Below are 25,991 nucleotides of genomic sequence, written 5' to 3'. Positions count from 1 at the left end.
GATTAATGTGCTTTTCGATCAGGGTTACCTGTTCGCTCGAGCGTTATTGTATCCGCTGAGATGTCGGAATAGCGTTGTGGATAATCGATTATTGCTACTGTGAGATGTAACGAACTAAAGGAGCGACTAGAGGATATTATCGATTGGTCTTTTAGGTCTCTGTCGAGCTCATCGATGGAAAGGCACTGTGGTTAGTGGCTTGATTAATCAGTTTACAATAAAAAGGCCAGTACAGATCGTTCTGTACTGGCCAAAAATCCCGTTGGTGCGGGGTGCTACTAGGGTTAATTCTTTGAGCTTTTAGCAAAGAAGAAAATGACAAAAACGGACAGTGCTAATAATCCAATAGACGTTGGGCTGTTGAATAAAAACCATGGGTCACCGCCGGTTGAATCGAAAGCTTGTCGGGCACCTGACTCTAACTTGCCTGCAAGCATATAAGCGATAACAAATGGCAGTGGTGAGATACCAGTTTTTCTAAATAGATAACCCAGTACGCCAAAGCCCAATGTATACCAGATAGCATTAATATCGGTTTCTTGTGAATAGATTGCCGTGAGCGAGAGCAGCAATACAATCGGTAAAATGTACTGTTTTGGGGCTCTGGTCATAATGCCCATGGCGCGCATGAAGGCACCGCCAATGGTCCAGTTTAGAAAGTTTGCGAATAGCATGATGGTAAATAAGCCAAAAGCGATCACCAGTTCTGGATTAATCTCTTCTACCGTGAATCTAAAGACTGAGGGGCCAGGATTGAAGCCGCCTATGGTCTCTGTTGCTAGGATGAGAAATACGGCGGCAGCATTACCTGGAATACCTAAAGATAAGACAGGAATCAGATTCGAACCAGACACTGCCGAATTTGCCGCTTCGGTTGACGCGATGCCCTGGATGGCGCCTTCACCAAACTCGGGGTCATCGGCGTGCTTTCTGTTTTGATAAAGTTTTTTACCGGTTGCATAGCCCAGAGTTGCTGCTAATGTCGAGCCGATACCAGGCAGAGCCCCAATAATAGTGCCAATAATGGCTGAATTGCGAATATAGGGCAGAATGATAATAATATCAGCGAGGGTGAGCTTGTTTGATGTTGAGTTAACAGCATTCTGGGGTTTGGTCCGTGGGTATTTATCTAACCATAGTTCTTCAATACCTTTAAATACTTCGCCGATAATCAGTACCCCCAAAATAACAGAGACAATTGGGAAGCCTGATGAAATGGACTCTATATCGCCGGTTAGCCGAGGATAGAAATCCTCACCGGTTCCAATATAAGCGATGAGCATACCTAGGCTCATACTAATAAGTCCTTTCGCGACTGAGTTACCCACAATTGCGGCGATAAACGACAGCGACAAAATGATTAATGCTGTTTTTTCTGGAAAGTCTAGATAGGACTCGACCAAAATGGCTAAAAACGGTGCGCAGGTAAAAAGTACTAGGTCAGAAAAGGTATCACCGGAGACGGATGAAAAATGAGCCACCCGTAGCGCCTTTCCGGATTGTCCTTTGGTGGTCATAGGATAGCCATCGAGAGTGGTCATGTAAGCATCGGGCGTTCCTGGTGTATTAAATAGAATCGCCGGTACTGCTCCTCCGATAGTAGAACCTTTCATAATCCCGATCAAAAAACCCATCACGGGTAGTAACGCATCAGGATTATAGCCAAACACGGAGATGAGTATTGGTAGCGAAACCGCCATTGCCATTGGCCCGGCGAGTCCTGGTGTGGCGCCCACTAAGATGCCTAATAGTAGGCCGCCAAAGACCATCACGATAGTAACTGGGATGCCGATACCGAATAGCTCGAACATGGCTGGACCTTGAAAGACCGCGAGCACACCCATCCAAATATAATCTAGAGTATCCATCAAAAATCACCATTAGGAGGCAGCAAAATATTATCAAAAGGCACGTCATAGATGAGAATCAGAGTCACTACGGCAGCAAGGGCGATAAACATCGCTTTTAGGCTGAACTTGCGTTCCATCAAACAGATTAGACTGAACAGCATAAAGAGTCCGCCGGTGACATAGCCGATATACTTCCATGGTGCACTATCGCGCAACAGGCGGTAGCTGCTCTCTTCGTTTAAAATCCCCAGTAGCTTAGCCGTTTCGACGATCCAGGTTCCCGACCAATGCATGACATTAATCGTTACGACAAATAGACAGAACAATAGCAGTAGATATTTCATGTTATCGAAAGACAGCTCGATATCGGTATTGGCTCGTAACGATTGAAAGAACAAGAGTAGACCGGCAAAGATTAGTAATGCTGCAGCTATAGAAGGAGCTAATGCGTCACCTAGACGGACTCTTGAACGAACCTTTTCGAACAGGCCCGTTTCAACATCTGCGGGGATCCAAACAAATAAAATTATGCAGCCCAGAGCAATTGTTAAGAGTCCTATTGCCAGATTTGGATTTCTTTTAAACAGGCTGATCATATGATTACCTAATGAAAATATTTGAACAATAATGTGCGATATCGGTTAATTACTGTCGTACGTTGCCAATGGTGATTAGCAAAGTACAACAGTGAATAAAACCCGAGATCGATTACTCTGCAGCGGCGGCCAGCAAGGCTTTAGCGTTAGTTGATGTTGTAGCGAGGCTATTATTGAGCTCGTCACCGACTAATACTGTGGTTTTAGAAAACACCTTGGTGATGAACTGATGTGCTTTGGTTGATGGGTCTTGAACAACTGTGCTTATCGCCTCAGACAGTGCAATGCGGGCCTCTTCAGGCAGGTTTGCTGGGGCAATAAATAGGAAGTAGCCATAGGCATTGAACCGTTTTAATCCAAGGTCGCTTAACAATGGCGCATTTGGTGAAATGCTCAGCGGTTCGCCAATGGCTGAGGCGAGGTTGACCATGTCTCCGGCGGCAACAGCTTTATTTTGAATGCCTGCAACTAAGCCCACATCGATATCATCGGCATTAATACCGTTCATGACAGCTTTGCCGCCTTTAACACTGATGATATTAAATTCTACATCATTGGCTTTGCCCAATAAGTACGCGAGGTCGGCTAGCATGGGAGCCATAACCCCAAACTTGATTTGTTTACCGGCTTTCGCGTCAGCAATCACATCGTGCATGCTGTTCCAGCCACGATTAGATTTGGCCACAATGCCGGTTTGGAAACTTGCTGTTGAGGCTAGTGGAGTAAAGTCCTCAAGTTTTAACTTAGCTCGAGGCGCTGCTAGCATGTTGTATCCCATCGTTTCAGCAACGACCATCCCGATAGCGGTACCATCATTGGGTGATTTTTTTAGGGACGCGGCCAGGTTTAAGCCGCCTTTTCCGGTCGCTTGTTCCGGAATGACTTGCCAGCCATAACGGGATTCTAGTGCTTCTGCAATGAGTCTCGCTTGCGTATCGGCACCGCCGCCAGCTTTGAATCCAATTTTTAATGTGATGGGGCCTGATGGTTGCCAGTCGGCCATGGCTGAAGTGCTTGTCATACCTAGTAGTAATGAGAATGAGAGGCATAGAGCGGCTGAGAGAAGCGGTAGTTTTTTCATTTTATTCTCGCTTTTATTTCTTATTGTTAAGTTAAAACGTTGAGGTCGCCATTATCAATGGCGTTTTTGTTTAGGTTACTGATTGCGGGCCACGCCTAAGCAATCACGTTGTAAATCAATTTAGATGTTAACTGTTGTTTTGTCAACCAATAATTATGGTGGGGTATGTTGTCAGCATATTAGAGTTAGTATTGTTTTAGATATATTCTGATTTTTTTATAATATATTTTAAATAAATCAAGTGCTTATGTTTGTTTTTATTTGCTCTGAAAGTGTGCTGTTAAATGAATATTAGATCATGTTTAGTCGTTAATTTTACGATTAATTAACTACATATTGTCAATCATAGCAGGTTTATTTGTTGACTGGACAACTTAATGGCTGGTATTTTTAGAGGCAATTGATTGGAAGACTCTTTCTGTTATGAGTGTTTCTGCATACCGTCACTTAAGGAGGTCTTATGCCTGTTAAGAATATTCTGTGCGCATATAACGGAAGCCCAGCATCTGAAGCGGCTTTGAAAGCGTCAATTTTGATGCATAAAAAATATGCGGCACATCTGACTGGTTTTTTTGCTCATGGTTGCTTGAGTGTTGATACCGGGCTGCGTTCATGGATGCCTCAAGCATTATGTGAATCTGTGTTGCAGGTTGAGTCGGGTTTTAATGCGAAAGTTAAGCAGCAGTTTTTGGCCAGTGTTGAAGGTCAGGTTGCGCCGGATAAGTTGCACTGGATCTCTGAGAAAGGCCGTTCAGATGCCACTGTGGCAGAATATGCCCGTTTATTTGATGTTACCGTTGTTGGCCAGTTCGATCCGCTACTCGGCCGTGAACACCTCGAGCTACACCCCGATCAGATCGCCTTAAAAAGTGGCCGTCCGGTGTTGGTGTTTCCAAGGGGGTGGGATCAAAACGAAATACCGGATCATGCGGTGCTCGCTTGGGATGGAAAACGTACAGCAACTCGAGCATTAGCTGATGCCATGCAGATTCTTGAAACCAAAAAAAGGATTACCGTTTTGACGGTGGCAACAGGGAAGGCATGTAAGCCTTTGCAGGGCATCGATGTTGTCGAAGCGTTACGGCGACACGATGTTGAGGTTGAGTTGGTGACTATCTCACCAAAGGGACGCTCGGTTGGCGACAGTATTCTCGATTACTGTGATCAGGTAGGTGCTCGGTTGCTCGTAACGGGGGCTTATGAACATAGTATGTTTAGAGAAGATCTAGTCGGCGGTGTGACGGATACTCTGGTTAGAAAAGCGAATATTCCAGTATTGATGTCACATTAAGAGGTTAATTTATCAATGACCTACAGCACCGTAATAAGCTTGATTGAGTTTGACCCTTTACTCTATTGCATTGCGTTTATAGTGATTGTTTTAGCAACTATTATGCAAAGTGCCGTTGGGATGGGATTTGGCATGCTGGCGGCACCCGTATTCTTGTTGATTGATCCGGCACTAGTACCGGGTGTCATATTGATTATTGGTGTGCCATTAGGCATATGGGTGACTTGGCGAGATCGAGCTTTTGTTGTTGTAAGCGAGTTGAAGTCAGCACTTATCGGCCGTTTAGTTGGATCGTTGGTTGCGGCGCAATTAATGGCGTCATTGCTTAGCCCCGAGTCTTTTAAGGTGCTTTTTTCGGTTGTAATTCTATTGATTGTACTGCTGAGCATCTTTCGTATATCGCCAGTGTTGAGTCTTCGCAATCTTTTCGCTGCAGGTCTAGTCTCTGGTATTACCGGAACAGTTGCTGGGCTTGGAGGCCCGCCTATGGGATTGATTTACCAGCATGGTTCGGGTGAAAAAGTAAGAGGTACATTGAATGCGATTCTTGCTTTTGGTGGTGTTGTCTCGTTGGTTGTGCTGGTGTTTTATCACTTAATTACCTTGAAAAGCCTTGTCTATGCCGTGGGGTTATTGCCTGGACTGTTGATCGGAATGAAAATGGCGCCTCTGGTTGAGCACTTTGTTAATCAACGTTTCAGACCTGTTATTTTAGGCGTTTGTGGCCTGTATGCGATATTCACGTTGGTGACGGCGATTTATTAAGTATTTGGGCGCTAAATTTCTTTATCTACACATAGCGCTCGTATGAGCAGGCAAGCGATAAATGTTGCGGTCAGTACTTAATTAGGTGATAATAGTTGTCAAGACAACTTAAATATAGTGTTGATTGCTTTCCTTAACAGCGCCTTTCTTAATTTATTTGCTATCTGGTGAATCATGGAAAACACAAATTTAGTCATATTATTGTCCGATGAGCACAGTCCTTTGGTCTCTGGTTTTCGTGATGATCCTTTTGTGTCTACGCCAAACCTAGATCGCTTAGCAAATCAGGGAACGCACTTTACAGCGGCTTACAGTAATTCACCTATTTGTGTGCCTGCTCGTGCAGCGTTAGCGACCGGTTTGCATACTCATCAGAATGAGTACTGGGATAATGCCTTTGGCTATGATGGTAAGAAAAGATCATGGGGTCATGTGCTTCAGCAAGAAGGTGTGAGGGTCGAATCGATAGGAAAGCTTCATTATAAAAGTGCAGAAGATCCTTGTGGTTTTGACCAGCAACATTTGCCGATGCACGTTAAAGGTCCAGGAATGCTCTGGGGATTATTACGTAACCCGCTTCCTGTATTTGAAAAACAAGCGGGAGGCATGCTTAGGCCTATTGGGGCTGGTTATTCGGAATACAATCAATATGACGAAAGCATCACTGCGAAAGCCTGTCATTGGCTTGAGCAGGTGAGTCGTGAAAACACGGAGAGACCTTGGGTTCTGTTTGTTGGCTTAGTTGCGCCTCATTTTCCATTGACCGTCCCCGAATCATTTATTAAACCCTATTTGGCGATGGACCTCCCCGAGCCGAGATTACGTCCAGAATCTGGTTATGTACGCCACCACTGGGTGGCTGATATGGCTTACAGCCAACCGGTAGATGAAAGCCTGTCTGCTGATGAGCGAAGAATGGCGTTGGCTAGCTACTATGGCTTGATCTCATTTATGGATCGTCAGGTGGGCTTGATTCTTGATCAGCTAGAAATGACGGGTTTGGTAAATAATACCCGAATCATTTATAGCAGTGATCATGGTGACAATATGGGGGTTCGAGGCTTGTGGGGTAAGTGCACTATGAATGATGAGTCGGCGGGGATTCCGATGATTATTAGTGGCCCAGGCATCCCCAGAGGGCATAAAGTCGATACGCCAGTTACGCTGGTGGATTTATACCCGACGGTATTGGAGGCGGTCGGGGTAGAAGACCGAACCCCGGATCAATACGATCGTAGCCATAGCCGCTCGTTGTTACAAATGGCAAATGATTCCGATGACGCAGACCGCCTTATATTAGCTGAATATCACGCAGTGGGCTCTCGCTCTGCTGCCTATATGCTGCGCAACAAGCGGTATAAGTATATCTATTACCTCGATTACGAACCTGAGTTATTTGATATGCAGAATGATCCAGGCGAGGAGGATAACCTTGCCGGCTTAGCTGAACATGCAAAAACTCTTATGTTTTTTGAGCAAAAGTTAAGAAGTATGCTCAGCCCAGAAGCGATTGATGCCAAAGCAAAGTCAGATCAGGCAGCTTTGATCGAACAATATGGAGGTCGCGAGGCATGTCTTGAGGGTGGACCAAAAGGGGCGACACCGGTACCAACGTTGAGGCCTCACGAGCAATAAATATGATCGAGGCATTCGTTTAGGGTTGATAGGGAATCCGGATTGACTGACTTTACGCGATGGCTATTTAGCTGGGCGTTTTAACCATTATTAGTATTTAGGTTTTAATTATGACAACACTAAAAAACTGTTTCAATATTGATGATCTTGGACGTCTGGCTAGAAAGCGTCTTCCGGTTCCGGTGACTGATTATGTGGAAGGAGGCGCTGATGATGAGGTGTCGTTGGCCAATAATATCTCTGCATTTAGTCGTTATCAAATTGTGCCTAAGGTGCTACAGGATATCAGTGCGCTGACCACTGCGACAGAGGTGATGGGCTGCAAGATACCGCATCCTTTTTATATTTCGGCAACCGGCTTCTCTGGCATGATGTGTCCAACGGATGCTGAATTAGCGGGAGTTCGAGCTGCAGCATCTCGTCGCACGTTATACACAGCATCTACTTTTTCCAATCTGCCACTTGAGGATATTGCCGAGGCTAGCCCATGCAACAAGTTATTTCAGGTGTATGTTCTTAATGATCAAGCATTGAGTAGTAAATTATTGGAACGGGCTGAGAAAGCGGGATATAAAGGTCTCTGCTTAACAGTGGATACGGTCGTGGGGGGAATCGCGAACGGGATGCCCGAAGTGGGTTGGCTATTCCGCCGCGACTAACCTTGAAGTCAATGTTTCAGTATATGATGCGTCCAGCATGGACGATTAAATACTTGTTGAGTTCGAACTCAATGTCATTGGGGAACTTCCCCGAGTTGCCACAACCATCAATGGGTGACTCCCAAGCCTTTACGCAAGCCCTTGGCACGCTGTTCAAAAAAGACCTAACTTGGGACGATGCGAAGAAGATGATTGATAGCTGGGAAGGGCCCTTTGCCATTAAGGGGATTATGTCAGTCGCTGATGCGCTTAAAGCAAAAGAGGTCGGAGCAACTGCCGTGATTTTATCGAATCATGGTGGGCGTCAACTTGATGGTACACCGGCGCCAATTGAGCTTGTTGAAGAGGTTCGCGCCGCTGTTGGTCCTGATATGGAAATTATAGTTGATGGCGGTATTCGTCGTGGAACCGATATTTTTAAAGCGATTGCGTTAGGTGCTAATGCCTGCAGCATTGGTCGAGCCTATGTGCGGGGGCTATCAGCTGGCGGGCAGGAAGGCGTTGAGAAAGCATTAGATATTCTCACGTCTGAATTTGAGCGTTGTATGATCTTAGCCGGTTGTTCTTCACTGGAAGAAATTGGTCCTCAGCATATTCGCAAACGTATTAATGATTGATCAAGCAACTATTTTTGAAGCCCTGCTCATGTAGGGCTTTTTTTGGGATAAAAATGAGTTATCTATATGAAAAAAATAGAGTTATAAGTTAACGTTGTTTCAGGTTATATGTTGTAGAGTCGAAATAGGCGTTTCTGTTTTCTGTTTTATTTGTTGTTCAACCTTCTATTCTTACCGCTTTTATCATTGGTCTTCTGTTCAACTGTCTTTAAACTCTGTTGAAATGTCATCTTTCGTTAGTTTATAAGAAAAATAGTATCGGTGTTATAGATTAGTTTTTTTAATGTCTTAAGTAAGAATAGCTCGCTTTTTATACGTAGAAATAGAGGTATTATCAAGTTATTGAATAAACTCAAAAGTGGTCACTATATGGATAATCATAACCGAAATATGATGAGGGTGTTGCGTGCTAATCCTGAACTACGGCAACAACTTATAAACCTAAGAAATCTGGGGCGTGCGGGCAAACGAGTATTGGGTTATATCACCCGTATTTTAACACTGCGTTTACCCTTTCTAGCTCATCCTTCCTACCACCTGCATGGCTGACAGATGCTTCTAGCTGTTCGAGTTTAGTTTTGCCATAGTGTCAGAGGTCGTGGGAATTACCGCACAGGTTTGAGTAGTTTAAGGGCTTTTAATGTGGGAGTGCTTAAACAAGTAGTTAAAAGGCAGGGTGGATATCCACCCTGTGAATCGATTTGCTAGTCGTTTAGGCAGGACCTGATGGCGTTCCAAGTGGCAACATATCATCGGGTCTAGCGTTAATCATATCGGTTAATTCTTGCTGCACTGATTTGTAATCGGGGTTGTCGAAAAGGTTTTGCATCTCATGAGGATCATTAACCAGATCATACATTTCACCAGCGCCTGATTGTTGTTCAAGAGTTAGCTTATGGGTTTTGGTTCTGGCCAGTCGCAGGGTTAGGTTTAAACCGATACGTCCTGGTAACAGGTCCCATTCGTTTAAGGCGAAATCACGGGATGCATTGTCTGTTTCAATTAACGGGCGTAGCGATTGACCATGCTGCTCAGATAGTGGAGACGCATTGGCATAGTCAATGAGTGTCGGACTCAAATCCATTGTTGATACGGGCTCGCTTACCACTTTATTGCTTGGTACGCCTGGGCCTTTGACAATCATTCCAACTCTTAACAAGCCTTCATAATGAGCTGGTCCTTTTAGATAGAGACCGTGATCACCCATCAAATCACCGTGATCGGTGGTGAAGATAACGATGGTATCTTCTTCTAGCCCGGACTCTTGAAGGCTCAGTAGTATTCGTCCTACATTATGATCAATCAGAGAGATCATGCCGTAGTAATTGGCGGTCATCTCTCGAAGTTGCTGATCGGTTTGTGGGTCAATCCGGCTAAATTCTCGCCGAACTCGTCTTGACTCTGCAGTACCACCTTTAGGATCTGTTTCGACGGATGCACGGTGCCACCAAGGGCGTTTGTCAAAATCCCGGGTTCTATGTTCTGGGATGTCTACTTCGTCGGGGTGGTGCATATAGCACCAAGGGGCAGGCGCATCGAAAGGATGATGGGGGTCGGGGATAGAGGCCCACATGCAAAACGGTTGATCGCTTTTTGCCGCGTCTTTAATGTAATCGATAGTTCTATCTGCAACCCAGGTAGTGTTATGAAAGGCTTCTGGTAGGGCTGAATTGAATGTTTGTGCAGCCGTTGATATTGGCGGCAGTTTTGTATGGTATTGCTCAATGCGTCGTTCGCCCATGCCGTTGGCATGGAAAAAACGCTCATAGTGTTGGCCTTCAGGAGGCTTATTGGGAAGAAAATAGTTATGGCCGGTCATCATCAGCTCAACATGCTGGAAGCCCATATAGGGGCCGTTCCAGTTTTCAGACATGGAGCGAGTTGTGGTGGTGCATTCCGGTGTACCGGTCGGCTGAAACGTATGATAGGTCGCAAAATGGGCTTTGCCAATAAAGCTTGTGTTATAGCCTGCGGCTGCGAGTGCGCCGGCAAATCCTTTTTCGCCGATTGCCGGGTTGAGGTCGATCCCATTGTCATGCACGCCATGAGTTCTTGGCAGAAGCCCCGTTAAGATTGATGCGCGCGATGGCTGACAGACAACATTGGGAGTTATACAGGCGTTGAAACGCGTACCCATACTGGCCATCTCATCTAGATGGGGAGTACGAACTTTTCGGCCTTCAAATCCATAACAATCTCCTCGATGCTGATCGGAGGTGATGATTAATATATTGGGTTGTTTTTTTTGCATGTTATGTAGCCTCTACATCCTTCAGATTAATACGGGCTCCTAAGAAATTTCATAAAAGATAGCGGAGTGTATTGATAGATATTATGTTGTCTTAACAACAAAAAGTGTAGTTGGTTATTGGTTGTTTTGTCAACAATATTTTTTGATATGAAAATGATTGAATAAAACATCATTATGGTTGAGAGAGGCGCTAGCGGTAAGGTGTATTAACGAAGGAGGGGATGGCCGAATAACAGCGAGGTACAGGCGCATTGCGCGCCTGTGATACGAGCGTTTTACTTTTCTTCAGCTTCTTTCAATAGAATATCTGATTGCCCTTGCAACTGTTCAACTAACTCAAATAGCATGGCTGTTTCGCCGGGGGTGAATTTTTCCAGTAAGAGCTCATGGCGTCTAACGCTTTGTGTGTAAAGTTGTTGCTGTAACTCTCGACCTTTATCCGTTAATGCAAGCTTTACACGACGGGCATCTTTTTGATCGGGCATTTTGGTAATCATGCCCTGTTCTAATAAACTGTTGACTGATCGGCTAATCCAGCCTTTATCGATTTTAGTCAGGTTGGTGATTTCTGAGATTGAAACGGTCGTGTTCTGGGCAATTACCGCTAAGATTCGGTGGTCGGTAATACCGATGCTGAAATCTTTTTCGAGTTCAATGCTAACAGCACGGGTAATAGTGTTGGCCAAGGTGGTAAGTTTAAACGCGATTAATTGTTGTAGCTTTAAATAGTTGAGACTTGAGTTGTCCATGTTTTGAGCCTAAACGCTATTTATTGATAGCTGATATAAAGATATATCGCCGTATTATGTTGTTGATATTAACGAAATATCGTTGTTATAGCTAACTAATTTAGGCGTTACATGTTGTTAATAGAGCTCAGATCAATGTGAATATCTCGACGCTAGGCACGTTGTGAATAAGCCCCTCCTCCTGGGGTGCTCTAAGAAAACGATTACATCACATTATCTTAAGGCTGGAAATGGTCAGCGCCCATATACACTCTCCACGATACTGGGGGTTCATTGCATGCCGAACGGGTACAGTCTGAGAGCCCGTAAAGGATATACGTTTACGAAATTACTTCTATGTGTACTCTTGCTGGGGTTCCCTCGATTTGGCCTACGCAATCATTATGAACTTCCCTCATGTGCTAGCAGGCAAAGGTTTAGCTCGAAAGTTATTCGCAGAAGAGACGTTAGCGAATTAAGTAAACCTGGGCTTTTATCACTGGTTCCCTAGATTCCAGAATGAGAATGTTTGTTACAGATTGATTATATGTAAAATCCTAATTCTGTTTCTCATAAGGGGCGGTTTTTATTCGTAGTAGTCGATGTAGTATGGCGTTTTCCACTGAGGCAAGAGCGGTTGCCTAGTGAGCTATCGGGAGCAAAACTGACTATGTCACTCAAACAATTACAGCGTGCACGGGCTTTAGATCTGCCTTCGAGAGCAGCAATGCTTTACCGCGAACCGTCAGTACAGCAGTTTTGGAATAAAAATCGAGAATTACTCAGCCATGCGTGGAAAGAGTGGGAGGGCGATGAGAAAGGTAATTTGATTCCTCTGGACAGCTCGCTGCTGAATAAAGATTTGCACAATGCGGTTATGCTGGCGTGGGAACATCCAGAGAAAGAGCTTGGTGTGCAAGAACTGTGGCAGGAAGTTGCTCCTGATGTTTTTCAGTGCCAATTCTTCGACCCGGATCGTCTTGCAGATTTACGAGGCTATCTAGACCATGTATGGGATGCGCAAATTCCGTTAAGACCGCCCTATGGTATTGTGCTCAACCGGGGCGGAGCGATGCTTGATCGCCGATCTGAGGGGTATCTTGCAGCACCAAGTTTTCAAGCCTTTTATGGTGAACTGCTGAATACCTATATGCGCCCGATCGCCCGCCTTTTGTTCCCTGAAACGATGGGTTACGACACACAGACCCTCGGTTTTTCTATTCATTACCAGCCAAGCACGGATGCATCAATTCAGCTGCATACCGATGCTTCTGCCGTTACTCTTAACATTAATCTGAACCTGCCAGGTGAAGAGTTTACCGGTTCATCGGTCGATTTTTTCGACCCAACCACGAACAAAATGAACGGTCTAAATTTCAAACCGGGCATTGCTATGATTCACCGTGGCAGAGTTGCTCATGCTGCTCAACCGATAACAAGTGGTCAACGCACTAACTTAATATTTTGGTTGTATGGGGATCGTGGGCAACTCCCACCTCAACCGGCTGCGCGTGTTGCTATCGATGCCGAAAAACGCTGGACGTTGCCAACAGTAGCGCTTGACGACTATGCCCCGTTTTAAGCTGTGCATTAGCGGTTTACGCCGGTGTGAGGAGCTATTCATCCCTTAGCCTTGTCTAATTATTCAGATCCACACTTAAACGGCATGTTTACCTATTTATTCGAGAAGATAATTGATGAAAACATGAACCTGGCTGTTAGTACATTGGGCTTGGGGTATAGCAGCCAAATAGCCGCGTCGTGACAATGTAGCTAGACAAAACCCGCACTCATTCGGTGTGTATCCCGCCTTGAAAGCAAAATGGTGCGGTATGCTTACGGAGTTGAGGGCGTCACCGTGGTTTTTTAGGGAACAAATACATCATATAAGATCGCATTATTCCATTCATGGATAAATCGCCGTTGTTTCAGGTGATCTAGATAAACCATCAGCGCAGGACCTAATGGGATGGGTTTAAAGCGCAGCGGATAGTCTCGTTGGAGATGGTTGTAAGTAAGAGGTCCCTTTACGTCGGGGTGGAGAGCAATGAGACCACTTTTATCAGCAATAACTTGCTGACCTTCGTGCGATAGTAGGTAACGAAGGAATGATCGAGCGTTTTCTGAATGACGAGCCTGGCGAGTTATGAAGGCGACTCGACTCATAACTAGGGTGTAGTCTTCTGGAAAGATAATACCTATTGCCGGGTCCGTTTGGGCATACTTTATAGCGTACGATCCGATCACGTTATAACCAAATACGAGTTTTCCCGATGCGATCTCTTCGATAATGTTGCTGCTACAGCAGTGTAAGTTAGTGACGACACGACCTAAGTTTTCTTTCAGTCGGCTGCTGATACTGGAGTTGATTTCATCCTGTGAGGCAAACAGGTAGCCCACCCCAGATAACCGAATGTCGTAGGTGCCGATACGATTCATGAAAAAATCGTTGTTGCTGCGAATCGCCAGTGCCAGCTTTTCATGGGTGTTTGGCAGAGGTATACCCTGAAAAGCGGGTTTGTTATAGACCATCACCACCGGTTCATAGGTGAAGCCAAAGGCTTCATTTCGCCAGTTAGCCCAGTGGGGGAGAGTTTCGGTGACTGGGTCAGTAAATGGCTGAGCATAACCATCATTCACCAGTTTGATCTGTAGATCCATCGCTGAGCTGATGACCAGATCCGGTAACTGATCCTCCGGTAACTGCTGAATCGCATGAAACAGTTCCTTGGTTTGAAACTCGTGGTAGTGAATCTTTATCGCCGGTGAGATTTGTTTGAATGCATCAATGATCGGCTGCATGGCGGAGGTATCAGTGGCGCTGAAGATGACCAGTGATGACGGCTGGTCGGTCGCTTCCTCTGCATGACTCAGCATTGCATAGGGAATCAGGGCCATAATCAGGGCAAGGCGTTGCAACAGCAGTTTCATAGAGGTGCACCGGGTAAGCGAATGAGGACACGCAGACCACCGGATGGACTGCGTTCAAGTTTAAGAATGCCCTGATGCGCCTGAATAACGGTTTCGACAATGGCGAGGCCAAGACCTGAACCGGAGACATCGGAACTTAGACGAGAAAAGCGTTGTATCGCCTGACGGCGTTGATGACCCGGAATGCCGGGGCCGCTGTCATCAATGATAATTTCGACTAGGTTTTCATCGCAGGGGCGCAGGGTGATATCAATCTGATTAATGTCAGGGCCATAGCGCACCGCATTTTCAAGTAGGTTTTTGAGCGCTTCTTTCAAGCTGACCTTATCGCCCGGAATACGAATGTCGTCAGTCTTGGCAGTATATGAAAAATCGATCTGAGTATGCGCCTGATCTCTGACCGTCTCCGTTAATAACGCTTCGACAAGCGCGTTTAGTGAGATCAAACGAGGCTCAATGCTGTCACTTCGGTGAGTCACTAATGCATGCGCCAGTAATTGATTAGTCAGGCGTGTCAGCTTTTTGTGTTGCTGGCGAATGTTGATTAACCGGCTTCTGATCTCCTCAGTATCAGAGGCCTGCAGCGTTACATCCAACTGTCCCTGTATGCCACCTAAACTGCTGCGTATCTGGTGGGAGGCATCGGCAATAAAGACTTTCATCGTGTCCAGATTGTGCAGCAGTTGTTGCTGATAACTATTGATCGCGTCTACCAACGGGACAACCTCCTTAATGGCAGGGGTATTTAGCGGGCGTAGGTCGTTTGGCGAACGGTTTTTCAGGTTTTCAGAGATGATACTCAATGGTTGTAAAGCCCGCCTGACACCCAGCCACACCAGTAAGGTTGTTAACAATAAAATGCCAGAGAGTGTCGCCAGCGAGCTGAAAAAAATCTCGCCAGACAGCTCGTTGCGGGCCTTTCTTGTTTGTCCCAGTTTAATCACCACCCAGCCGTTGGCGGCTGGTGCAATCAACTGTTTGCTCTGGGCGACCCAGCTAACCACTTCGCCTTTGTACTTTGCGGTAAAAAACTGGGGATCACTGTGAGGCTGATAATTTCTCGGAGAGGGGGTTTTACGATAGCCGGTCAGGTGTTGGCCGGTATGATCAATGACTTCATAGTAGACTTTGTCATCAGGCGCTAATTCCAGCATCGATAAGGCGGCATAGGGCAAATCAAGGTCAATCTGAGATTCCTGAACAGAGATTCTTTCTATAATCGATAAGCTGGCGCTGTTCAGAAGTCGGTTATAGGAAAGATCTGCAGCACGTCTGGCGTAATCCCATACACCTGCACTCAGAACTGCAAATACAATTATCATTAACAGCACAGTGCGGGTAATTAGGTGTTGCTGCAGAGAGTAAACGGCTTTAGTCATCGATGTGACCTAAGTATCCAAGGCCGCGAATCGTTTTTATATGCAGGGATGATTCTGAGAGTTTTTTTCTCAGGCGAGTTAATGTTTGCTCAATTGCATTGGGGGTATTGGCTTCATCAAAGGTATATAACTTGTTAGCAATATCTTCTTTGGTCAATACGCGATCTAGGTTTTTCAAAAACAGCTCGAGCAGCTGTCGTTCCCGCAGCCGAAGCTCGACAGGTTGATTATTGACCGTTATCTGATGGGTTGCCAGATTAAAAATCAGATTGCCGCAGAGCATTATATTACTGGCGGCACCGCGCTCTCTGCGTAATAACGCTCGGCAGCGGGCGGCCAGTTCTCTGAAGTCTACTGGTTTGACTAGGTAGTCATCAGCGCCCAGATCAAGGGCACTAACCCGATCATCAATTTCAGCTCGGGCTGTCAGAATAAGTACGGGAATCGTCCGGCCTTTTTTACGCAGCGATTGTAATAACTGATAACCGCTGCGGCCGGGGAGATTGATATCCAGAATCAGCATATCAAAATCATCCCATGACAGGGTGCGTTCTGCTAGTTCGACTGACACTGTCCAGTCAAGAGGATGCCCAATCTGCCGGAAGTATTCCTGAGTAGCATCGGCCAGCGCTTCATTATCTTCTATAAGGAGTATGCGCATAACGCTAATAATCTCTGTCGGGAGGTAACAACAAGCAACCTCTCAGTGTGTTTTTTTTGCTCGTGTCAGACCGTTGTCAGTTAACAGGGCTATATTTCACTGACTCTTAGGAGCGCTGTTAAAAAAACAAATAACAAAAAACCTGATTTGGAGAGCCCCATGAAGTTCAAGCTTCGTATACTAGCACTGGCTGCTGGTTTGGCAACTGCAATGCAAGCTACTGCATTTGAACCATCTAAACCCGAGTGTGTCGCCCCTGCAAAACCCGGCGGTGGCTTTGATTTAACCTGTCGTATCGTATCCAACGGCTTCAAAAATGCGGATCTGCTGAGTACGCCAATGGCGGTTACCTTTATGCCGGGTGGTGTTGGTGCCGTAGCGTACAACTATATCAACTCTAACCGTCGTGATGATGGCAATGCGCTGGTGGCGTTCAGCTCCGGTTCTTTGCTGAATATTGCTCAAGGTAAGTTTGGCAAAAAGCTTGATGAAAACGCTGCCCGCTGGGTCGGTGCTGCCGGTGTCGATTACGGTGCCGTTATTGTGAGAGCCGATGCGCCTTGGAATACTCTGGCTGAGTTGGTGGCTGCAGTCAAAGCTGATCCGACAAAATATGTTCTCGGTGCGGGCGGAGGTGTCGGCAGTCAGGATTGGATGAAAGCGGCTATTCTGATGAAATCATCCGGTGTTGATCCAAAAACGATGCGTTATGTGCCTTATGAGGGTGGCGGTGAGGCGACTGCTGCACTGATGGGCAATCATATTCAGATCTATCCTGGTGATGTGGGTGAGATGGTTGGACAGATGGATGCCGGGAAACTGAAAATGCTGGCAGTTATGGCGTCTGAACGCCTTGAAGGTGAGTTTGCTGACATTCCTACTGCAAAAGAGCAGGGTTTTGATGCTGAGTGGACCATCTTGCGTGGTTTTTATCTGGGGCCAGATGTCTCTGATGACGCTTACAACTATTGGGCCGGTCAGTTTGATAAGGCGTATGAAAACGAAGCGTTCCTTGACACGGTGCATGAAAAAGGACTGATACCTTTTAAAATGTCTGGCGAGAAGTTCGACAGCTACGTTAAAAACCGTGTCGGTTACATGCGTGATCTGGCAAAAGAATCAGGCCTTATTAAGTGAGATTTGCAATGTATGACCGTATTCTTGCGGGTATATTGCTGGTGCTGTCCGGACTGATCGTCTGGGCGGCCCTTCAGTTTGATGTACCCTTCCAGTATGAGCCCCTAGGGCCAAAAGCCTTCCCGGTTATTCTGGGAATTTTATTAACGATTTTCTCCGTCTGGTTAATTATTAAGCCTGATGAAAACAGCTGGCATCCGACCGCCGACATTTTGAAGAAACTGCTGGCCGGGCTGGTGTTAATGATTGTCTATGCAGCGCTATTTGAAGAAGCCGGGTTTATTCTGGCCACTTTTCTCGTGGGGAGTGTCTTTAGCTGGTTGTTTGGCGAAACGCCGAAGCGTGCTGCGTTATTTGCGCTGGTTATGAGCGTCATCAGCTATTTTCTGCTGACCTTGCTGCTTCAGCTTAATGTACCTTCTGGCACTTGGTGGGCCGGCGTTTTTTAGGGAGTAGATCTATGGATGTTTTCAGTCATCTGGCAACCGGATTTAGTGTTGCCTTCCTCCCGCTCAACCTATTACTGGTTTTGTTGGGATGTTTTATTGGTACGTTGATTGGTTCTCTGCCGGGGATCGGTCCAATTAATGGTGTGGCGATTTTGTTGCCGCTGGCCTATGCCCTCGGGTTGCCACCGGAATCTGCACTGATTCTGTTGGCGGGCGTCTATTATGGCGCTGAGTATGGTGGCCGTATTTCAAGTATTCTGCTTAATGTTCCCGGTGACGCAGGGGCCATCATGACAACCCTTGATGGTTATCCGCTGTCACGTAAAGGGGAAGGTGGTCGTGCACTGGCGCTGTCAGCGATTAGCTCCTTTGCGGGTAGTATGGGCGCTTTGCTGATGATGGTGATTTGCGCGCCGATTCTGAGTCAGTTTGCGGTTCAATTTGGGCCATCAGAATATGTCTGGCTGATGATTTTTGCCTTTACTTGTCTTGCTACGATGGTCGGCTCTCGGCCAGTTAAAACCATTGTGGGCGTGCTCATCGGTTTGGTACTGGCAACCGTTGGCATTGACTCTGGCAGTGGCGTGTTACGTTTCACCATGGGGATACCGAACTTCTTTGATGGCGTCGACTTTTTAGTCGTGGTTATCGGTATGTTTGCTATCAGTGAAATTTTTGTTCTGCTTGAATCTTGGGCTCGTAATGACCTCGGTGTCCGTCCGCTAGGCAAAAGCTTTGTAACGGTCGCTGATCTGCTGGCGGTTAAGTGGGTGGTATTTCGTTCTACGGTTATGGGCTTCCTGATTGGCGTATTGCCGGGTACGGGGGCTTCGATTGCCAGTGCGGTTGCTTATGGCACCGAGAAACGTTTTGCCGAAGGTAAAAACGAACACTTTGGTGAAGGCGATATCCGCGGTCTGGCAGCACCGGAGGCTTCCAATAATGCGTCTGCGGTGGGGGCGATGGTGCCGATGCTGACACTGGGGATTCCGGGGAGTGGCACGACGGCGATTTTGCTGGGTGCGTTGATGATGTTTAACATCACACCGGGACCATTGTTGTTCGAGCAGCGGCCTGACATTGCATGGGGTCTGATCGCTTCGATGTTTGTCGGTAATATCGCGTTGCTGGTGATGAATCTGCCTATGATCGGACTATTTGTTCGCTTACTTTCAATTCGGCAGGCGTATCTGGTACCCGTGATAGCGATGCTGACTTTTGTGGGTATCTACTCCATTCATGGCGATAGTTTTGACCTGTTCTTTATGGTGCTGCTGGGCGTGGTTGGCTTTCTTTTGCGTAAGCTTCATTTCTCGCTTGCCCCTGTCATTCTGGGCTTAGTTCTTGGGGAGGTGTTGGAAGTTAATCTGCGTCGTGCGCTGTCTATTTCAGGCGGAGACTGGTCAGTACTACTTGATGGGCCGATAACCTATGTCATGGCCATTGCTACGATCGTTGCGGTTGTTGCACCGAGTCTGATGCGTTCAATCAAAATGCGTAAACTGCTGGCAAAAGCCAATGAGGTTGAGGATTGAACCTGCTTGCTGAGTTACGCATGATTGTTAGGTAAAACATGTAATATTCGGGGGTGGCTACGGCCCCCCCATTTTTTTGGACGTTATCAATATGTTGCTCGTTATTCGAACGATAATTATTGGTGCCCTAGGTGGCTGTGTCGCCTATTGGCTCGGACTGCCATCGGCTTGGCTTATTGGCGCTCTACTGGCAGTCGTTCTGGTCGGGGCGACTAAGATTCAGGTGGTGATGCCCGCCTCAACCTCCTCGGTAATTACTCTATTTCTAGGGATCTCTGTCGCACTCAATATAGAAAGTGGTTTGGTAGATCAGTTGCTACACTGGGCCGGTTCGATTTTACTTATGTGTTTGATGCTGGCTTCGCTGTTGTGGATATTATATCGTTTCTATGCGGCTCAGCATGGCTGGCGTCGAGATGAAGCGCTGTTTTGTTCAGTGCCTGGAAATCTGGCCATTATGCTAAGCATGGCCGCTGAAATGAATGCCAATGTACGCCGTATTTCGCTGATACACGGCATACGCTTATTATTTTTGGTGTTCTGTATACCGCTGTTCTTGCCCGTCGCAGAACGCAGCGTCTCCCTGCAGGGGTTCCATATTGAGCATCCCGAAAGAATGCTCATCACTATCGCGCTGGCCGCCTTGATTGGCTGGGTTCTGAAGCATGTTAAACTCCCCGCCCCGATGCTGGTGGGTGGGATTCTGGCAACCTTGTTGTTGAAACAGAGTATGGATTGGGACTGGCGTTTCCCTGATATGATTCTGCTTTCCTTAATGGTGTTTCTTGGTTGTGCAATTGGGTCACGTTTTAATAATATCGATATCCATGAGTCAATCGCGGAGATTAAGGCCGCTTCAGTCGGCTTGCTTATTACCCTGATGGTCTCTGCAGGATTCGCGGCTATTCTTCACTATGTTGCCGCCATTCCCTGGACTCAGGCCATGCTGGCCTATGCGCCTGGTGGCATGGAAGTGATGATCGCCATTGCGATGAATCAGGATGTCGATGCATTGTTTGTTGCCACCCATCAGTTGTTTCGCATGTTGGTTATGAGTATGACTATTCCGTTACTCATGATTCTCATTAGGCGAAAGAATGCTACTTAAAAGGTTCTAGGGGAGTGATGCTCTCATGCAGCCAAAATTGATTTCAGAAAGATCGCAACAGGCTGCGAACCTGAAGTTTCTATCCTTATTAAGATAGTGGTTATTCTGCTTGTCGTGCATCTTTATCTGTCATCTGGCGTGGATCCTCATTTGAATGAACTGCCGTAATACTCCATTGACGTTTTTAGTGGGTTCACGTTCTCATGACAAATAAGGATGTGTGTAGGAAGAAATCTATATTGTGCATATCTACTACTACTTTCTGTTTGGCCAGCTAGTCTTACCGACCCACTCCATCTTTTTTCGTATCGTCTGCGTCATTAATGCTGAGAGATTAGTATGGGCGCATCAAAACTTCTGCACAGCCGAGCACCATCGTATGGGTGGCATCGGAGATTACTTTTAGAGCCAGCTAAAAAGGGCAGGTGCATCCGTCTATGCATGTTGAAGATTACAATGATGCATCGTCAGAAAGTGCCAGATGCTTCGGCGCTAAGCTCTTGGGTTGGGCTGTCGCTCGATAGGTTAAGCACAGATACGTATTTTTGATTAGCATTTTAAAGTTTCTCAACTAAAAGTGTTTATTCTGTCTATGTCTAGATCATGACCTTGTTGCTTCATTTTCTCGCTTACTACTTGGTATGTTTTCAACGAGAGATAACCCGTTTACTTTTAGGTCTTGGCTAAAGTAAACTCGTGTAGTTAATAGGGTCAGGTTTAAAAAAGTAAAATTTAATAGATACAGATCGAGAGTGAAGTGGAATCGGAATACCGCTATCAGCAGTTAGAAAAATGGTTGCTACAAGGCATTCAAGAGCAGCGGTGGCGTTTGGGAGAGCGTCTTCCATCGATTCGGACATTGTGTCAAGAACAAAAGCTTTCTAAGGCAACGGTTCAGCATGCACTTCAGCGGATTGAGGCGCAGGGACTGATTGAGGCACGCCCGAAAGCGGGCTACTTTGTGACTCTTCAACCTGATGTTGTAAGAAAGCCGCAGGCTAGGGCCATCATTGATGCGCCAAGACAGGTAAGTGTGAGTGCTCTGTTGCAAGACATCATGCGCCGTAGTGCTGCTTTTGATTTACTTCCCACATTTCGTTCGGGAGATTTGCCCCCCGGCATAGTGGCACTTAATCGATCTATTGGGCGCTCACTTCGGCGTCAGAGAGGTGAGGATTATCAGTATTACGATGAACCCGCCGGCGATGAGCGCTTACGAGAGCAACTCACTATTCACTATGCACGTCGTGGCTGGACGATTCCTAACGATCAGCTGTGTGTTACTTCAGGTTGTCAGCATGCACTTTTTTTAGCTTTGATGGCGAGTTGTGAGAAAGGCGATGTGGTTGCTGTTGAATCGCCAGGATTTTATGGCGTGCTTCAATTATTAGAACAACTGGGTCTGCGCGTGGTTGAGGTACCAACGTCTATGAGTTCTGGCATGGATATGGATGCACTTGAAGAGGTGTTAGAACGTTGGAAGGTTAAAGCGTGTTTCGTATCGCCGTCATTTTCTACACCAGGAGGTGCGCTAATGCCTCTCGAAAATAAAAAACGCTTATTGTCGTTAGCTGAACGACACGATCTGGCGATAATTGAAGATGATATTTACGCGGATACAGCGTTGTCCTTAGTACCTGACCCACTCAAGGCCCTAGATGAAAATGAGCGTGTTATTCTGTGCAGCTCTTTTTCAAAATCGTTATCTCGTGATTTACGCTTAGGGTGGATTTCGGGCGCTAGGTGGCATGCGAAGATTTTGCATCTTAAGTTAGTAACACAACTAGCGAGTAGTCGATATTTGCAAAGAGGTGTTGCTGACTTCATGGAAGAGGGGGATTAAAGACACATTTACGTAGGCAGCGGCATGATCTTAAGCTTAATCGTGATCAGCTAATTGCTTCGCTTCATGCTTGGCCGCTGGATATTCGTGTGAGTACGCCCAAGGGTGGTTTAGCAGTATGGGTAGAGCTTCCCAAGCAGATAGATACCCTAATCGCTTATGGTGCTGGCTTAGTGGCAGGGGTGGTCATTACTCCTGGGCCACTATTTTCTATTTCAGGGCAGTTTAGTCATTGCTTACGTATTAGTTACGCTCATCCTTGGAATACTCAGCGGATCAGTGCGCTTAATCAATTGCCGGACATTTTAGTAAGTGGGTAATCGTCGTGCTGCTTACCTTCATATGTATTGGTTGTAAGCGGCCGGTTATCACACTTTGCTAAGAACCGCCGACGCCCAGTTGTGCGGTAGCAGCTCACCAATGGCATTGTTTTTCTGCGTTGGCAGCTTCGACAACACGTCTTTCAGGTAGGCATACGAATCGTGCCCATTTAGTTTGGCCGACTGGATCAACGTCATCACCGCCGCCGTACGTTGACCACTTCTTAGGTGATTGTTTGGATTGAGCCGCTCTCTCTTCATCAGACATGGCTTGAGCCAGTTCAGCTTCGATAGCGGCCAGATCGCTATCGATCAACTCATCCAGCAAGTGCCTTGAACTGCGCCCAGTTGTTCACTACGTCGGTCGAACTTGTGACGTTTCAGGATGGCCACTTCGTGAGTCAGTTTCTCGATGATGGCATTACTGCGCACCAGCGCCCGATCTTTCTGGCTCATTGCGTGTTCCTGAGATTCCAGCGAGGCCATTAACTCGGTGGCCAGCCAGATCACGTCGATACGGATCATGGCAGCAGTTCGCGTAGAAACGTCGCGCACTGTTGGGCTTGGTCGGCGGGCTACTCCACCACTGGGCCGCCGGCACGGGGGATCTCAATTCAGATAGTGTGCGTCTTGCTGATAGGATGGGCTGCATTGTCAACCGTTGCCGGCAAACGAATGGGTACAAAGGCTGGCGACGAGCCTTGATCCATGATCTTTGATTCCTTGATCCAGCGTCGAAGCAGGTTAGTGTTAAGGTCATTATCCAAAGTGATGCGTGAAACAGACGTGCCGGGCTGCTGGCTTTGAGCAACCAGTTGGGCTTTGAATTCAGGGGGGTATTGACGGCGTTTGCGGTATGGGCGAGTTACGCTTACGTTGTTCATTTATAGTGTCCACTAACGAATAAGTGGACACTTTCATGACGCCTGTCGCACCAGGCTCAAGATGGGCTTGCCGGACGCTTACGTCACTTGGCTGAAAAATGCTCGTCAGCATCAAGGGTTGAGTATGCGAGCCACACAGCTATATACAGAAAGTAGAGACGCTTGAGCGAAAGCTAGATATCTATGAATATGTTTAATATTGCGACATGCTGAAGATAGATCCAAGCGAAGGTATCAAGAAATACTTACAAGGGGTTTAGCAAAACGGAAACTGGACGAGATATCTGTACAACATCGATTATTTTTCGACGATGACGTAGCAACTTACCAAGTCTAGCGTTGAACTTTATCAAGGCGGGTGGCATCAATTTACTTTGCCGTACCACAAAACGCTTCATCACAGAAGTTCTCATAACAGTTTACCAACGCATCTATTGAGCATTTATAATTGTCTTTCTCTGAAGCGGAAAGTTTGCAATAAGGCTGATCGGACCAGAGTATTTCAGTTTTCAAACCGCTACCACAGAATTTAGATGCTTGATTCATAAGGTTGTCTTTCGCTAAGTCTTCGGACAATTCGCGGGCGTGGTATGCTTGCGAAGTGCCTGTAAATTTGTAATCACGGGCTGAGCCGACGTACTTATTCTGTTTTTCTGTGGCATTAGCGGGTTTGCTTGTCGGTTGTGACTTTGTGTTATTAGTTGTAGGTTGTGTTTTTGTTGTGCTCGCTGTGGATGCTTTTATCGATGTTGACGAGGCTTTAGCGCTACTGGCTGGATGGCTTTTCTCTAACTTAGCGTTATTCGAAGGTTTGTTTTCAAACGAAGACCTAGTTGGTGTGGTGGTCTTAGGCTGAAGTGTTTTTGCATTGTGTATGATATTTTGAGTTTGCTGTAGTCGTGCTTGAATGGTGTTTGTACGCGCCTGTATATTTTTGAGAGTATTACTCCACATTTGCTGACTGTAGGTGTCGAGTTGTCGATTGCGGGCATCTAACCTATCAGCAAGGTCAAGTTCGTTGTAGGCCGACTCAATCGCTTGAGCTGCCTGGTTCATATCGTAGATGATACTGTTAATCGTATCGTTGGGGCTGCGGACAATATAGCGCTTAGGTTTGCTGGAGCGCTGCCATAAGGTTTTCTCGCGGGTATAGAGGCTTTCATAGGCTGCCGCATAAGGTGTAAGGTCATAGTTTTCGAGCACCTTAGAATTACATTCGATATAGTGTTTGTTCAGCTTGATAATAGCGTTAGATTGACTGCGCCGATCGCCGTGTATTTCTCGAGGGTTGGCGATTTCTGAAGGGCATCCTGCTTGTTCTGCCCAATAAGAAAACGTGAGGGGCTTATGTTGGGTTTCAGTAAAATGACGATAGGCTTCGTCGTATTCTTTCGCCTCGGCGATCATTCCCGCTTGCTCTGCAATATAATTAGCAAGTAGTTCTTGTTGCTGTAGAGCTTCACTGCCTGAATACACAGTTATCGATGAGCGGGATTTCAAATAGGGAGCTTGCTTAGGATCGTTGATAAAGTAGAGATGATCGAGAGGTTTACTTCGCATCATTTTCTTTACTTCTTCACGAATGTAGGCAATATTTGCTGCGTTAAGTTGTTCCAGAGGTCGTGCTGTAACGCAGTCGTAACAATATTGCCAATCAGTTATTAGGGCTCCATTGGTTGCCTTTTTGGGTGTTTTTGCCGGTAGGCTTTTTGAAGAGAGTGTTAAGTTGGCGATGTACTTTCCTTGTGTGAGTAACTCTTTTGTAGTGATCGATTTGAGTGGAATAATAATATATCGGTAGAGCGGGATAAGTTGCTCTTCATTTTTGAACTCTATCCATGCTAGTAATACTGGTGTGTCTCCGGAAACCAGCTCAGCATCTGAGGCAAGTTTATTGGAGCGAATATATTTGGTGGATGCATAGGTCGCGAGCAGCAGCGTACGTTGGCTACGAGGCTCAAGCATTTCCCATTTGTCTATCGAGGGATCACGTCCTTCATACGAAGACCAAGCATAATCTCTTGCGTTTATTGAGCAGCCTGTTTGTAATATGAATAGCACGAGAAGCAGACTTACTGAGGCGGTCTTACGAAAATTCAGTGCTGGTTTCATAATCTAAACCTTAAACCCATAAGTGTTTTGGCTCCCTGAATACTCAGGTTGCTGTATTAGAGTGGCCTTTTTATTTACATCTTTTTTGGATACTAAAGTTCAAAATTCGACCAGTCAAGCATAAGCTCTGTGATTTAAAGTCAAATATTACTTGGATTA

The 25,991-nt window shown here is 46.2% G+C and carries 22 protein-coding genes and 2 pseudogenes; 12 read left to right on the top strand and 12 right to left on the bottom strand.

Annotated elements, in window-relative coordinates; genetic code table 11:
• Positions 1-284: 284 nt before the first annotated feature.
• From AC0L4K_RS17375 to AC0L4K_RS17365, 3 genes are all read right to left on the bottom strand, one after another.
• On the bottom strand, positions 285-1,868 hold the full coding sequence (locus tag AC0L4K_RS17375; RefSeq protein WP_473267362.1) for a tripartite tricarboxylate transporter permease: 1,584 nt from the start codon (positions 1,866-1,868) through the stop codon (positions 285-287).
• The gene (locus AC0L4K_RS17370) at positions 1,868-2,446 is read right to left on the bottom strand and encodes a hypothetical protein (RefSeq protein ID WP_417227812.1); all 579 of its coding nucleotides are present in this window, start codon (positions 2,444-2,446) and stop codon (positions 1,868-1,870) included. The genes AC0L4K_RS17375 and AC0L4K_RS17370 overlap by 1 nt, the downstream gene beginning before the upstream one ends.
• A 112-nt stretch (positions 2,447-2,558) precedes the next feature.
• Positions 2,559-3,527: a Bug family tripartite tricarboxylate transporter substrate binding protein gene (locus AC0L4K_RS17365; RefSeq protein ID WP_473267361.1), complete on the bottom strand. Its 969-nt coding sequence runs from the start codon at positions 3,525-3,527 to the stop codon at positions 2,559-2,561.
• Positions 3,528-3,987: 460 nt separating this feature from the next.
• Between AC0L4K_RS17365 and AC0L4K_RS17360 the strand changes: the two genes are divergently transcribed.
• The 5 genes and pseudogenes from AC0L4K_RS17360 (at position 3,988) to AC0L4K_RS17340 (ending at position 9,043) form a co-directional block, all read left to right on the top strand.
• Entirely contained in the window at positions 3,988-4,818 is an 831-nt protein-coding gene (locus AC0L4K_RS17360) for a universal stress protein (RefSeq protein ID WP_417227810.1), read from the top strand.
• 15 nt (positions 4,819-4,833) lie between these two features.
• Entirely contained in the window at positions 4,834-5,583 is a 750-nt protein-coding gene (locus AC0L4K_RS17355) for a TSUP family transporter (RefSeq protein ID WP_417227809.1), read from the top strand.
• Positions 5,584-5,757: 174 nt separating this feature from the next.
• A complete protein-coding gene (locus tag AC0L4K_RS17350) occupies positions 5,758-7,218 on the top strand; it encodes a sulfatase family protein (RefSeq protein WP_417227808.1) in 1,461 nt (486 codons plus the stop codon).
• A 110-nt stretch (positions 7,219-7,328) separates the two neighbouring features.
• Positions 7,329-8,494 (top strand): annotated as a pseudogene (locus AC0L4K_RS17345) (alpha-hydroxy acid oxidase).
• A gap of 369 nt (positions 8,495-8,863) precedes the next feature.
• Positions 8,864-9,043: a hypothetical protein gene (locus AC0L4K_RS17340; protein ID WP_417227806.1), complete on the top strand. Its 180-nt coding sequence runs from the start codon at positions 8,864-8,866 to the stop codon at positions 9,041-9,043.
• 163 nt (positions 9,044-9,206) lie between these two features.
• Here AC0L4K_RS17340 and AC0L4K_RS17335 read toward each other — a convergent pair whose 3' ends face one another.
• Both AC0L4K_RS17335 and AC0L4K_RS17330 read right to left on the bottom strand, forming a co-directional pair.
• The gene (locus tag AC0L4K_RS17335; RefSeq protein ID WP_417227805.1) at positions 9,207-10,745 is read right to left on the bottom strand and encodes a sulfatase-like hydrolase/transferase; all 1,539 of its coding nucleotides are present in this window, start codon (positions 10,743-10,745) and stop codon (positions 9,207-9,209) included.
• Between the two features lie 275 nt (positions 10,746-11,020).
• Complete coding sequence (locus AC0L4K_RS17330) at positions 11,021-11,494, bottom strand: MarR family winged helix-turn-helix transcriptional regulator (RefSeq protein ID WP_417227804.1); 474 nt, start codon at positions 11,492-11,494, stop codon at positions 11,021-11,023.
• Positions 11,495-12,143: 649 nt separating this feature from the next.
• Between AC0L4K_RS17330 and AC0L4K_RS17325 the strand changes: the two genes are divergently transcribed.
• Positions 12,144-13,055, top strand: a complete 912-nt coding sequence (locus AC0L4K_RS17325) for a 2OG-Fe(II) oxygenase family protein (RefSeq protein ID WP_473267360.1) — start codon at positions 12,144-12,146, stop codon at positions 13,053-13,055.
• 284 nt (positions 13,056-13,339) lie between these two features.
• Here the strand turns inward: AC0L4K_RS17325 and AC0L4K_RS17320 are convergent, their stop codons facing one another.
• Genes AC0L4K_RS17320 through AC0L4K_RS17310 form a run of 3 tightly spaced genes read right to left on the bottom strand, consistent with a single transcriptional unit; the run spans position 13,340 to position 16,444 of the window.
• Complete coding sequence (locus AC0L4K_RS17320) at positions 13,340-14,404, bottom strand: ABC transporter substrate-binding protein (protein ID WP_473267359.1); 1,065 nt, start codon at positions 14,402-14,404, stop codon at positions 13,340-13,342.
• Positions 14,401-15,783 carry a sensor histidine kinase gene (locus tag AC0L4K_RS17315; RefSeq protein ID WP_473267358.1) on the bottom strand — a complete coding sequence of 461 codons (1,383 nt, stop codon included), beginning with the start codon at positions 15,781-15,783 and terminating at the stop codon, positions 14,401-14,403. Before AC0L4K_RS17315 ends, AC0L4K_RS17320 begins: the two co-directional genes overlap by 4 nt.
• Entirely contained in the window at positions 15,776-16,444 is a 669-nt protein-coding gene (locus AC0L4K_RS17310) for a response regulator transcription factor (RefSeq protein WP_473267357.1), read from the bottom strand. Before AC0L4K_RS17310 ends, AC0L4K_RS17315 begins: the two co-directional genes overlap by 8 nt.
• 159 nt (positions 16,445-16,603) lie before the next feature.
• Here AC0L4K_RS17310 and AC0L4K_RS17305 point away from each other — a divergent pair, with 159 nt between their 5' ends.
• The 6 genes from AC0L4K_RS17305 to AC0L4K_RS17280 all read left to right on the top strand — a co-directional run bounded on the left by AC0L4K_RS17305 (position 16,604) and on the right by AC0L4K_RS17280 (position 22,836).
• Positions 16,604-17,581 carry a Bug family tripartite tricarboxylate transporter substrate binding protein gene (locus AC0L4K_RS17305; RefSeq protein ID WP_473267356.1) on the top strand — a complete coding sequence of 326 codons (978 nt, stop codon included), beginning with the start codon at positions 16,604-16,606 and terminating at the stop codon, positions 17,579-17,581.
• Complete coding sequence (locus tag AC0L4K_RS17300; protein ID WP_473267355.1) at positions 17,578-18,030, top strand: tripartite tricarboxylate transporter TctB family protein; 453 nt, start codon at positions 17,578-17,580, stop codon at positions 18,028-18,030. The genes AC0L4K_RS17305 and AC0L4K_RS17300 overlap by 4 nt, the downstream gene beginning before the upstream one ends.
• A gap of 11 nt (positions 18,031-18,041) precedes the next feature.
• Entirely contained in the window at positions 18,042-19,565 is a 1,524-nt protein-coding gene (locus AC0L4K_RS17295) for a tripartite tricarboxylate transporter permease (protein WP_473267354.1), read from the top strand.
• Between the two features lie 91 nt (positions 19,566-19,656).
• Positions 19,657-20,673 (top strand): AbrB family transcriptional regulator, encoded by a 1,017-nt coding sequence (locus tag AC0L4K_RS17290; RefSeq protein WP_473267353.1) that lies wholly within the window; start codon positions 19,657-19,659, stop codon positions 20,671-20,673.
• A 757-nt stretch (positions 20,674-21,430) separates the two neighbouring features.
• Entirely contained in the window at positions 21,431-22,516 is a 1,086-nt protein-coding gene (locus AC0L4K_RS17285) for an aminotransferase-like domain-containing protein (RefSeq protein ID WP_473267352.1), read from the top strand.
• An 89-nt stretch (positions 22,517-22,605) separates the two neighbouring features.
• The gene (locus tag AC0L4K_RS17280) at positions 22,606-22,836 is read left to right on the top strand and encodes a hypothetical protein (protein ID WP_473267351.1); all 231 of its coding nucleotides are present in this window, start codon (positions 22,606-22,608) and stop codon (positions 22,834-22,836) included.
• Between the two features lie 48 nt (positions 22,837-22,884).
• Here AC0L4K_RS17280 and AC0L4K_RS17275 read toward each other — a convergent pair.
• From AC0L4K_RS17275 to AC0L4K_RS17260, 4 genes and pseudogenes are all read right to left on the bottom strand, one after another.
• Positions 22,885-23,136 (bottom strand): annotated as a pseudogene (locus tag AC0L4K_RS17275) (transposase domain-containing protein); the annotation flags it as partial.
• Positions 23,137-23,148: 12 nt separating this feature from the next.
• Entirely contained in the window at positions 23,149-23,361 is a 213-nt protein-coding gene (locus tag AC0L4K_RS17270; RefSeq protein WP_473267350.1) for a hypothetical protein, read from the bottom strand.
• Positions 23,362-23,450: 89 nt separating this feature from the next.
• Positions 23,451-23,720, bottom strand: coding sequence for a transposase (locus tag AC0L4K_RS17265; protein ID WP_473267349.1), 270 nt, complete (start codon positions 23,718-23,720; stop codon positions 23,451-23,453).
• A gap of 369 nt (positions 23,721-24,089) precedes the next feature.
• Complete coding sequence (locus tag AC0L4K_RS17260) at positions 24,090-25,832, bottom strand: hypothetical protein (protein ID WP_473267348.1); 1,743 nt, start codon at positions 25,830-25,832, stop codon at positions 24,090-24,092.
• Between the last annotated feature and the right edge of the window lie 159 nt (positions 25,833-25,991).

This window comes from Amphritea sp. GJ51-11 (assembly GCF_055808735.1).
The sequence above is the reverse complement of the archived record's forward strand: the minus strand, read 5'-3'. Positions and strand labels throughout refer to the sequence as shown.

Excerpts from the sequence above, each read along its gene's own strand:
- AC0L4K_RS17375 (WP_473267362.1), bottom strand. The coding sequence starts at position 1,868 with ATGGATACTCTAGATTATATTTGGATGGGTGTGCTCGCGGTCTTTCAA.
- AC0L4K_RS17370 (WP_417227812.1), bottom strand. The coding sequence starts at position 2,446 with ATGATCAGCCTGTTTAAAAGAAATCCAAATCTGGCAATAGGACTCTTA.
- AC0L4K_RS17365 (WP_473267361.1), bottom strand. The coding sequence starts at position 3,527 with ATGAAAAAACTACCGCTTCTCTCAGCCGCTCTATGCCTCTCATTCTCA.
- AC0L4K_RS17360 (WP_417227810.1), top strand. The coding sequence starts at position 3,988 with ATGCCTGTTAAGAATATTCTGTGCGCATATAACGGAAGCCCAGCATCT.
- AC0L4K_RS17355 (WP_417227809.1), top strand. The coding sequence starts at position 4,834 with ATGACCTACAGCACCGTAATAAGCTTGATTGAGTTTGACCCTTTACTC.
- AC0L4K_RS17350 (WP_417227808.1), top strand. The coding sequence starts at position 5,758 with ATGGAAAACACAAATTTAGTCATATTATTGTCCGATGAGCACAGTCCT.
- AC0L4K_RS17340 (WP_417227806.1), top strand. The coding sequence starts at position 8,864 with ATGGATAATCATAACCGAAATATGATGAGGGTGTTGCGTGCTAATCCT.
- AC0L4K_RS17335 (WP_417227805.1), bottom strand. The coding sequence starts at position 10,745 with ATGCAAAAAAAACAACCCAATATATTAATCATCACCTCCGATCAGCAT.
- AC0L4K_RS17330 (WP_417227804.1), bottom strand. The coding sequence starts at position 11,494 with ATGGACAACTCAAGTCTCAACTATTTAAAGCTACAACAATTAATCGCG.
- AC0L4K_RS17325 (WP_473267360.1), top strand. The coding sequence starts at position 12,144 with ATGTCACTCAAACAATTACAGCGTGCACGGGCTTTAGATCTGCCTTCG.
- AC0L4K_RS17320 (WP_473267359.1), bottom strand. The coding sequence starts at position 14,404 with ATGAAACTGCTGTTGCAACGCCTTGCCCTGATTATGGCCCTGATTCCC.
- AC0L4K_RS17315 (WP_473267358.1), bottom strand. The coding sequence starts at position 15,783 with ATGACTAAAGCCGTTTACTCTCTGCAGCAACACCTAATTACCCGCACT.
- AC0L4K_RS17310 (WP_473267357.1), bottom strand. The coding sequence starts at position 16,444 with ATGCGCATACTCCTTATAGAAGATAATGAAGCGCTGGCCGATGCTACT.
- AC0L4K_RS17305 (WP_473267356.1), top strand. The coding sequence starts at position 16,604 with ATGAAGTTCAAGCTTCGTATACTAGCACTGGCTGCTGGTTTGGCAACT.
- AC0L4K_RS17295 (WP_473267354.1), top strand. The coding sequence starts at position 18,042 with ATGGATGTTTTCAGTCATCTGGCAACCGGATTTAGTGTTGCCTTCCTC.
- AC0L4K_RS17290 (WP_473267353.1), top strand. The coding sequence starts at position 19,657 with ATGTTGCTCGTTATTCGAACGATAATTATTGGTGCCCTAGGTGGCTGT.
- AC0L4K_RS17270 (WP_473267350.1), bottom strand. The coding sequence starts at position 23,361 with ATGATCCGTATCGACGTGATCTGGCTGGCCACCGAGTTAATGGCCTCG.
- AC0L4K_RS17265 (WP_473267349.1), bottom strand. The coding sequence starts at position 23,720 with ATGAACAACGTAAGCGTAACTCGCCCATACCGCAAACGCCGTCAATAC.
- AC0L4K_RS17260 (WP_473267348.1), bottom strand. The coding sequence starts at position 25,832 with ATGAAACCAGCACTGAATTTTCGTAAGACCGCCTCAGTAAGTCTGCTT.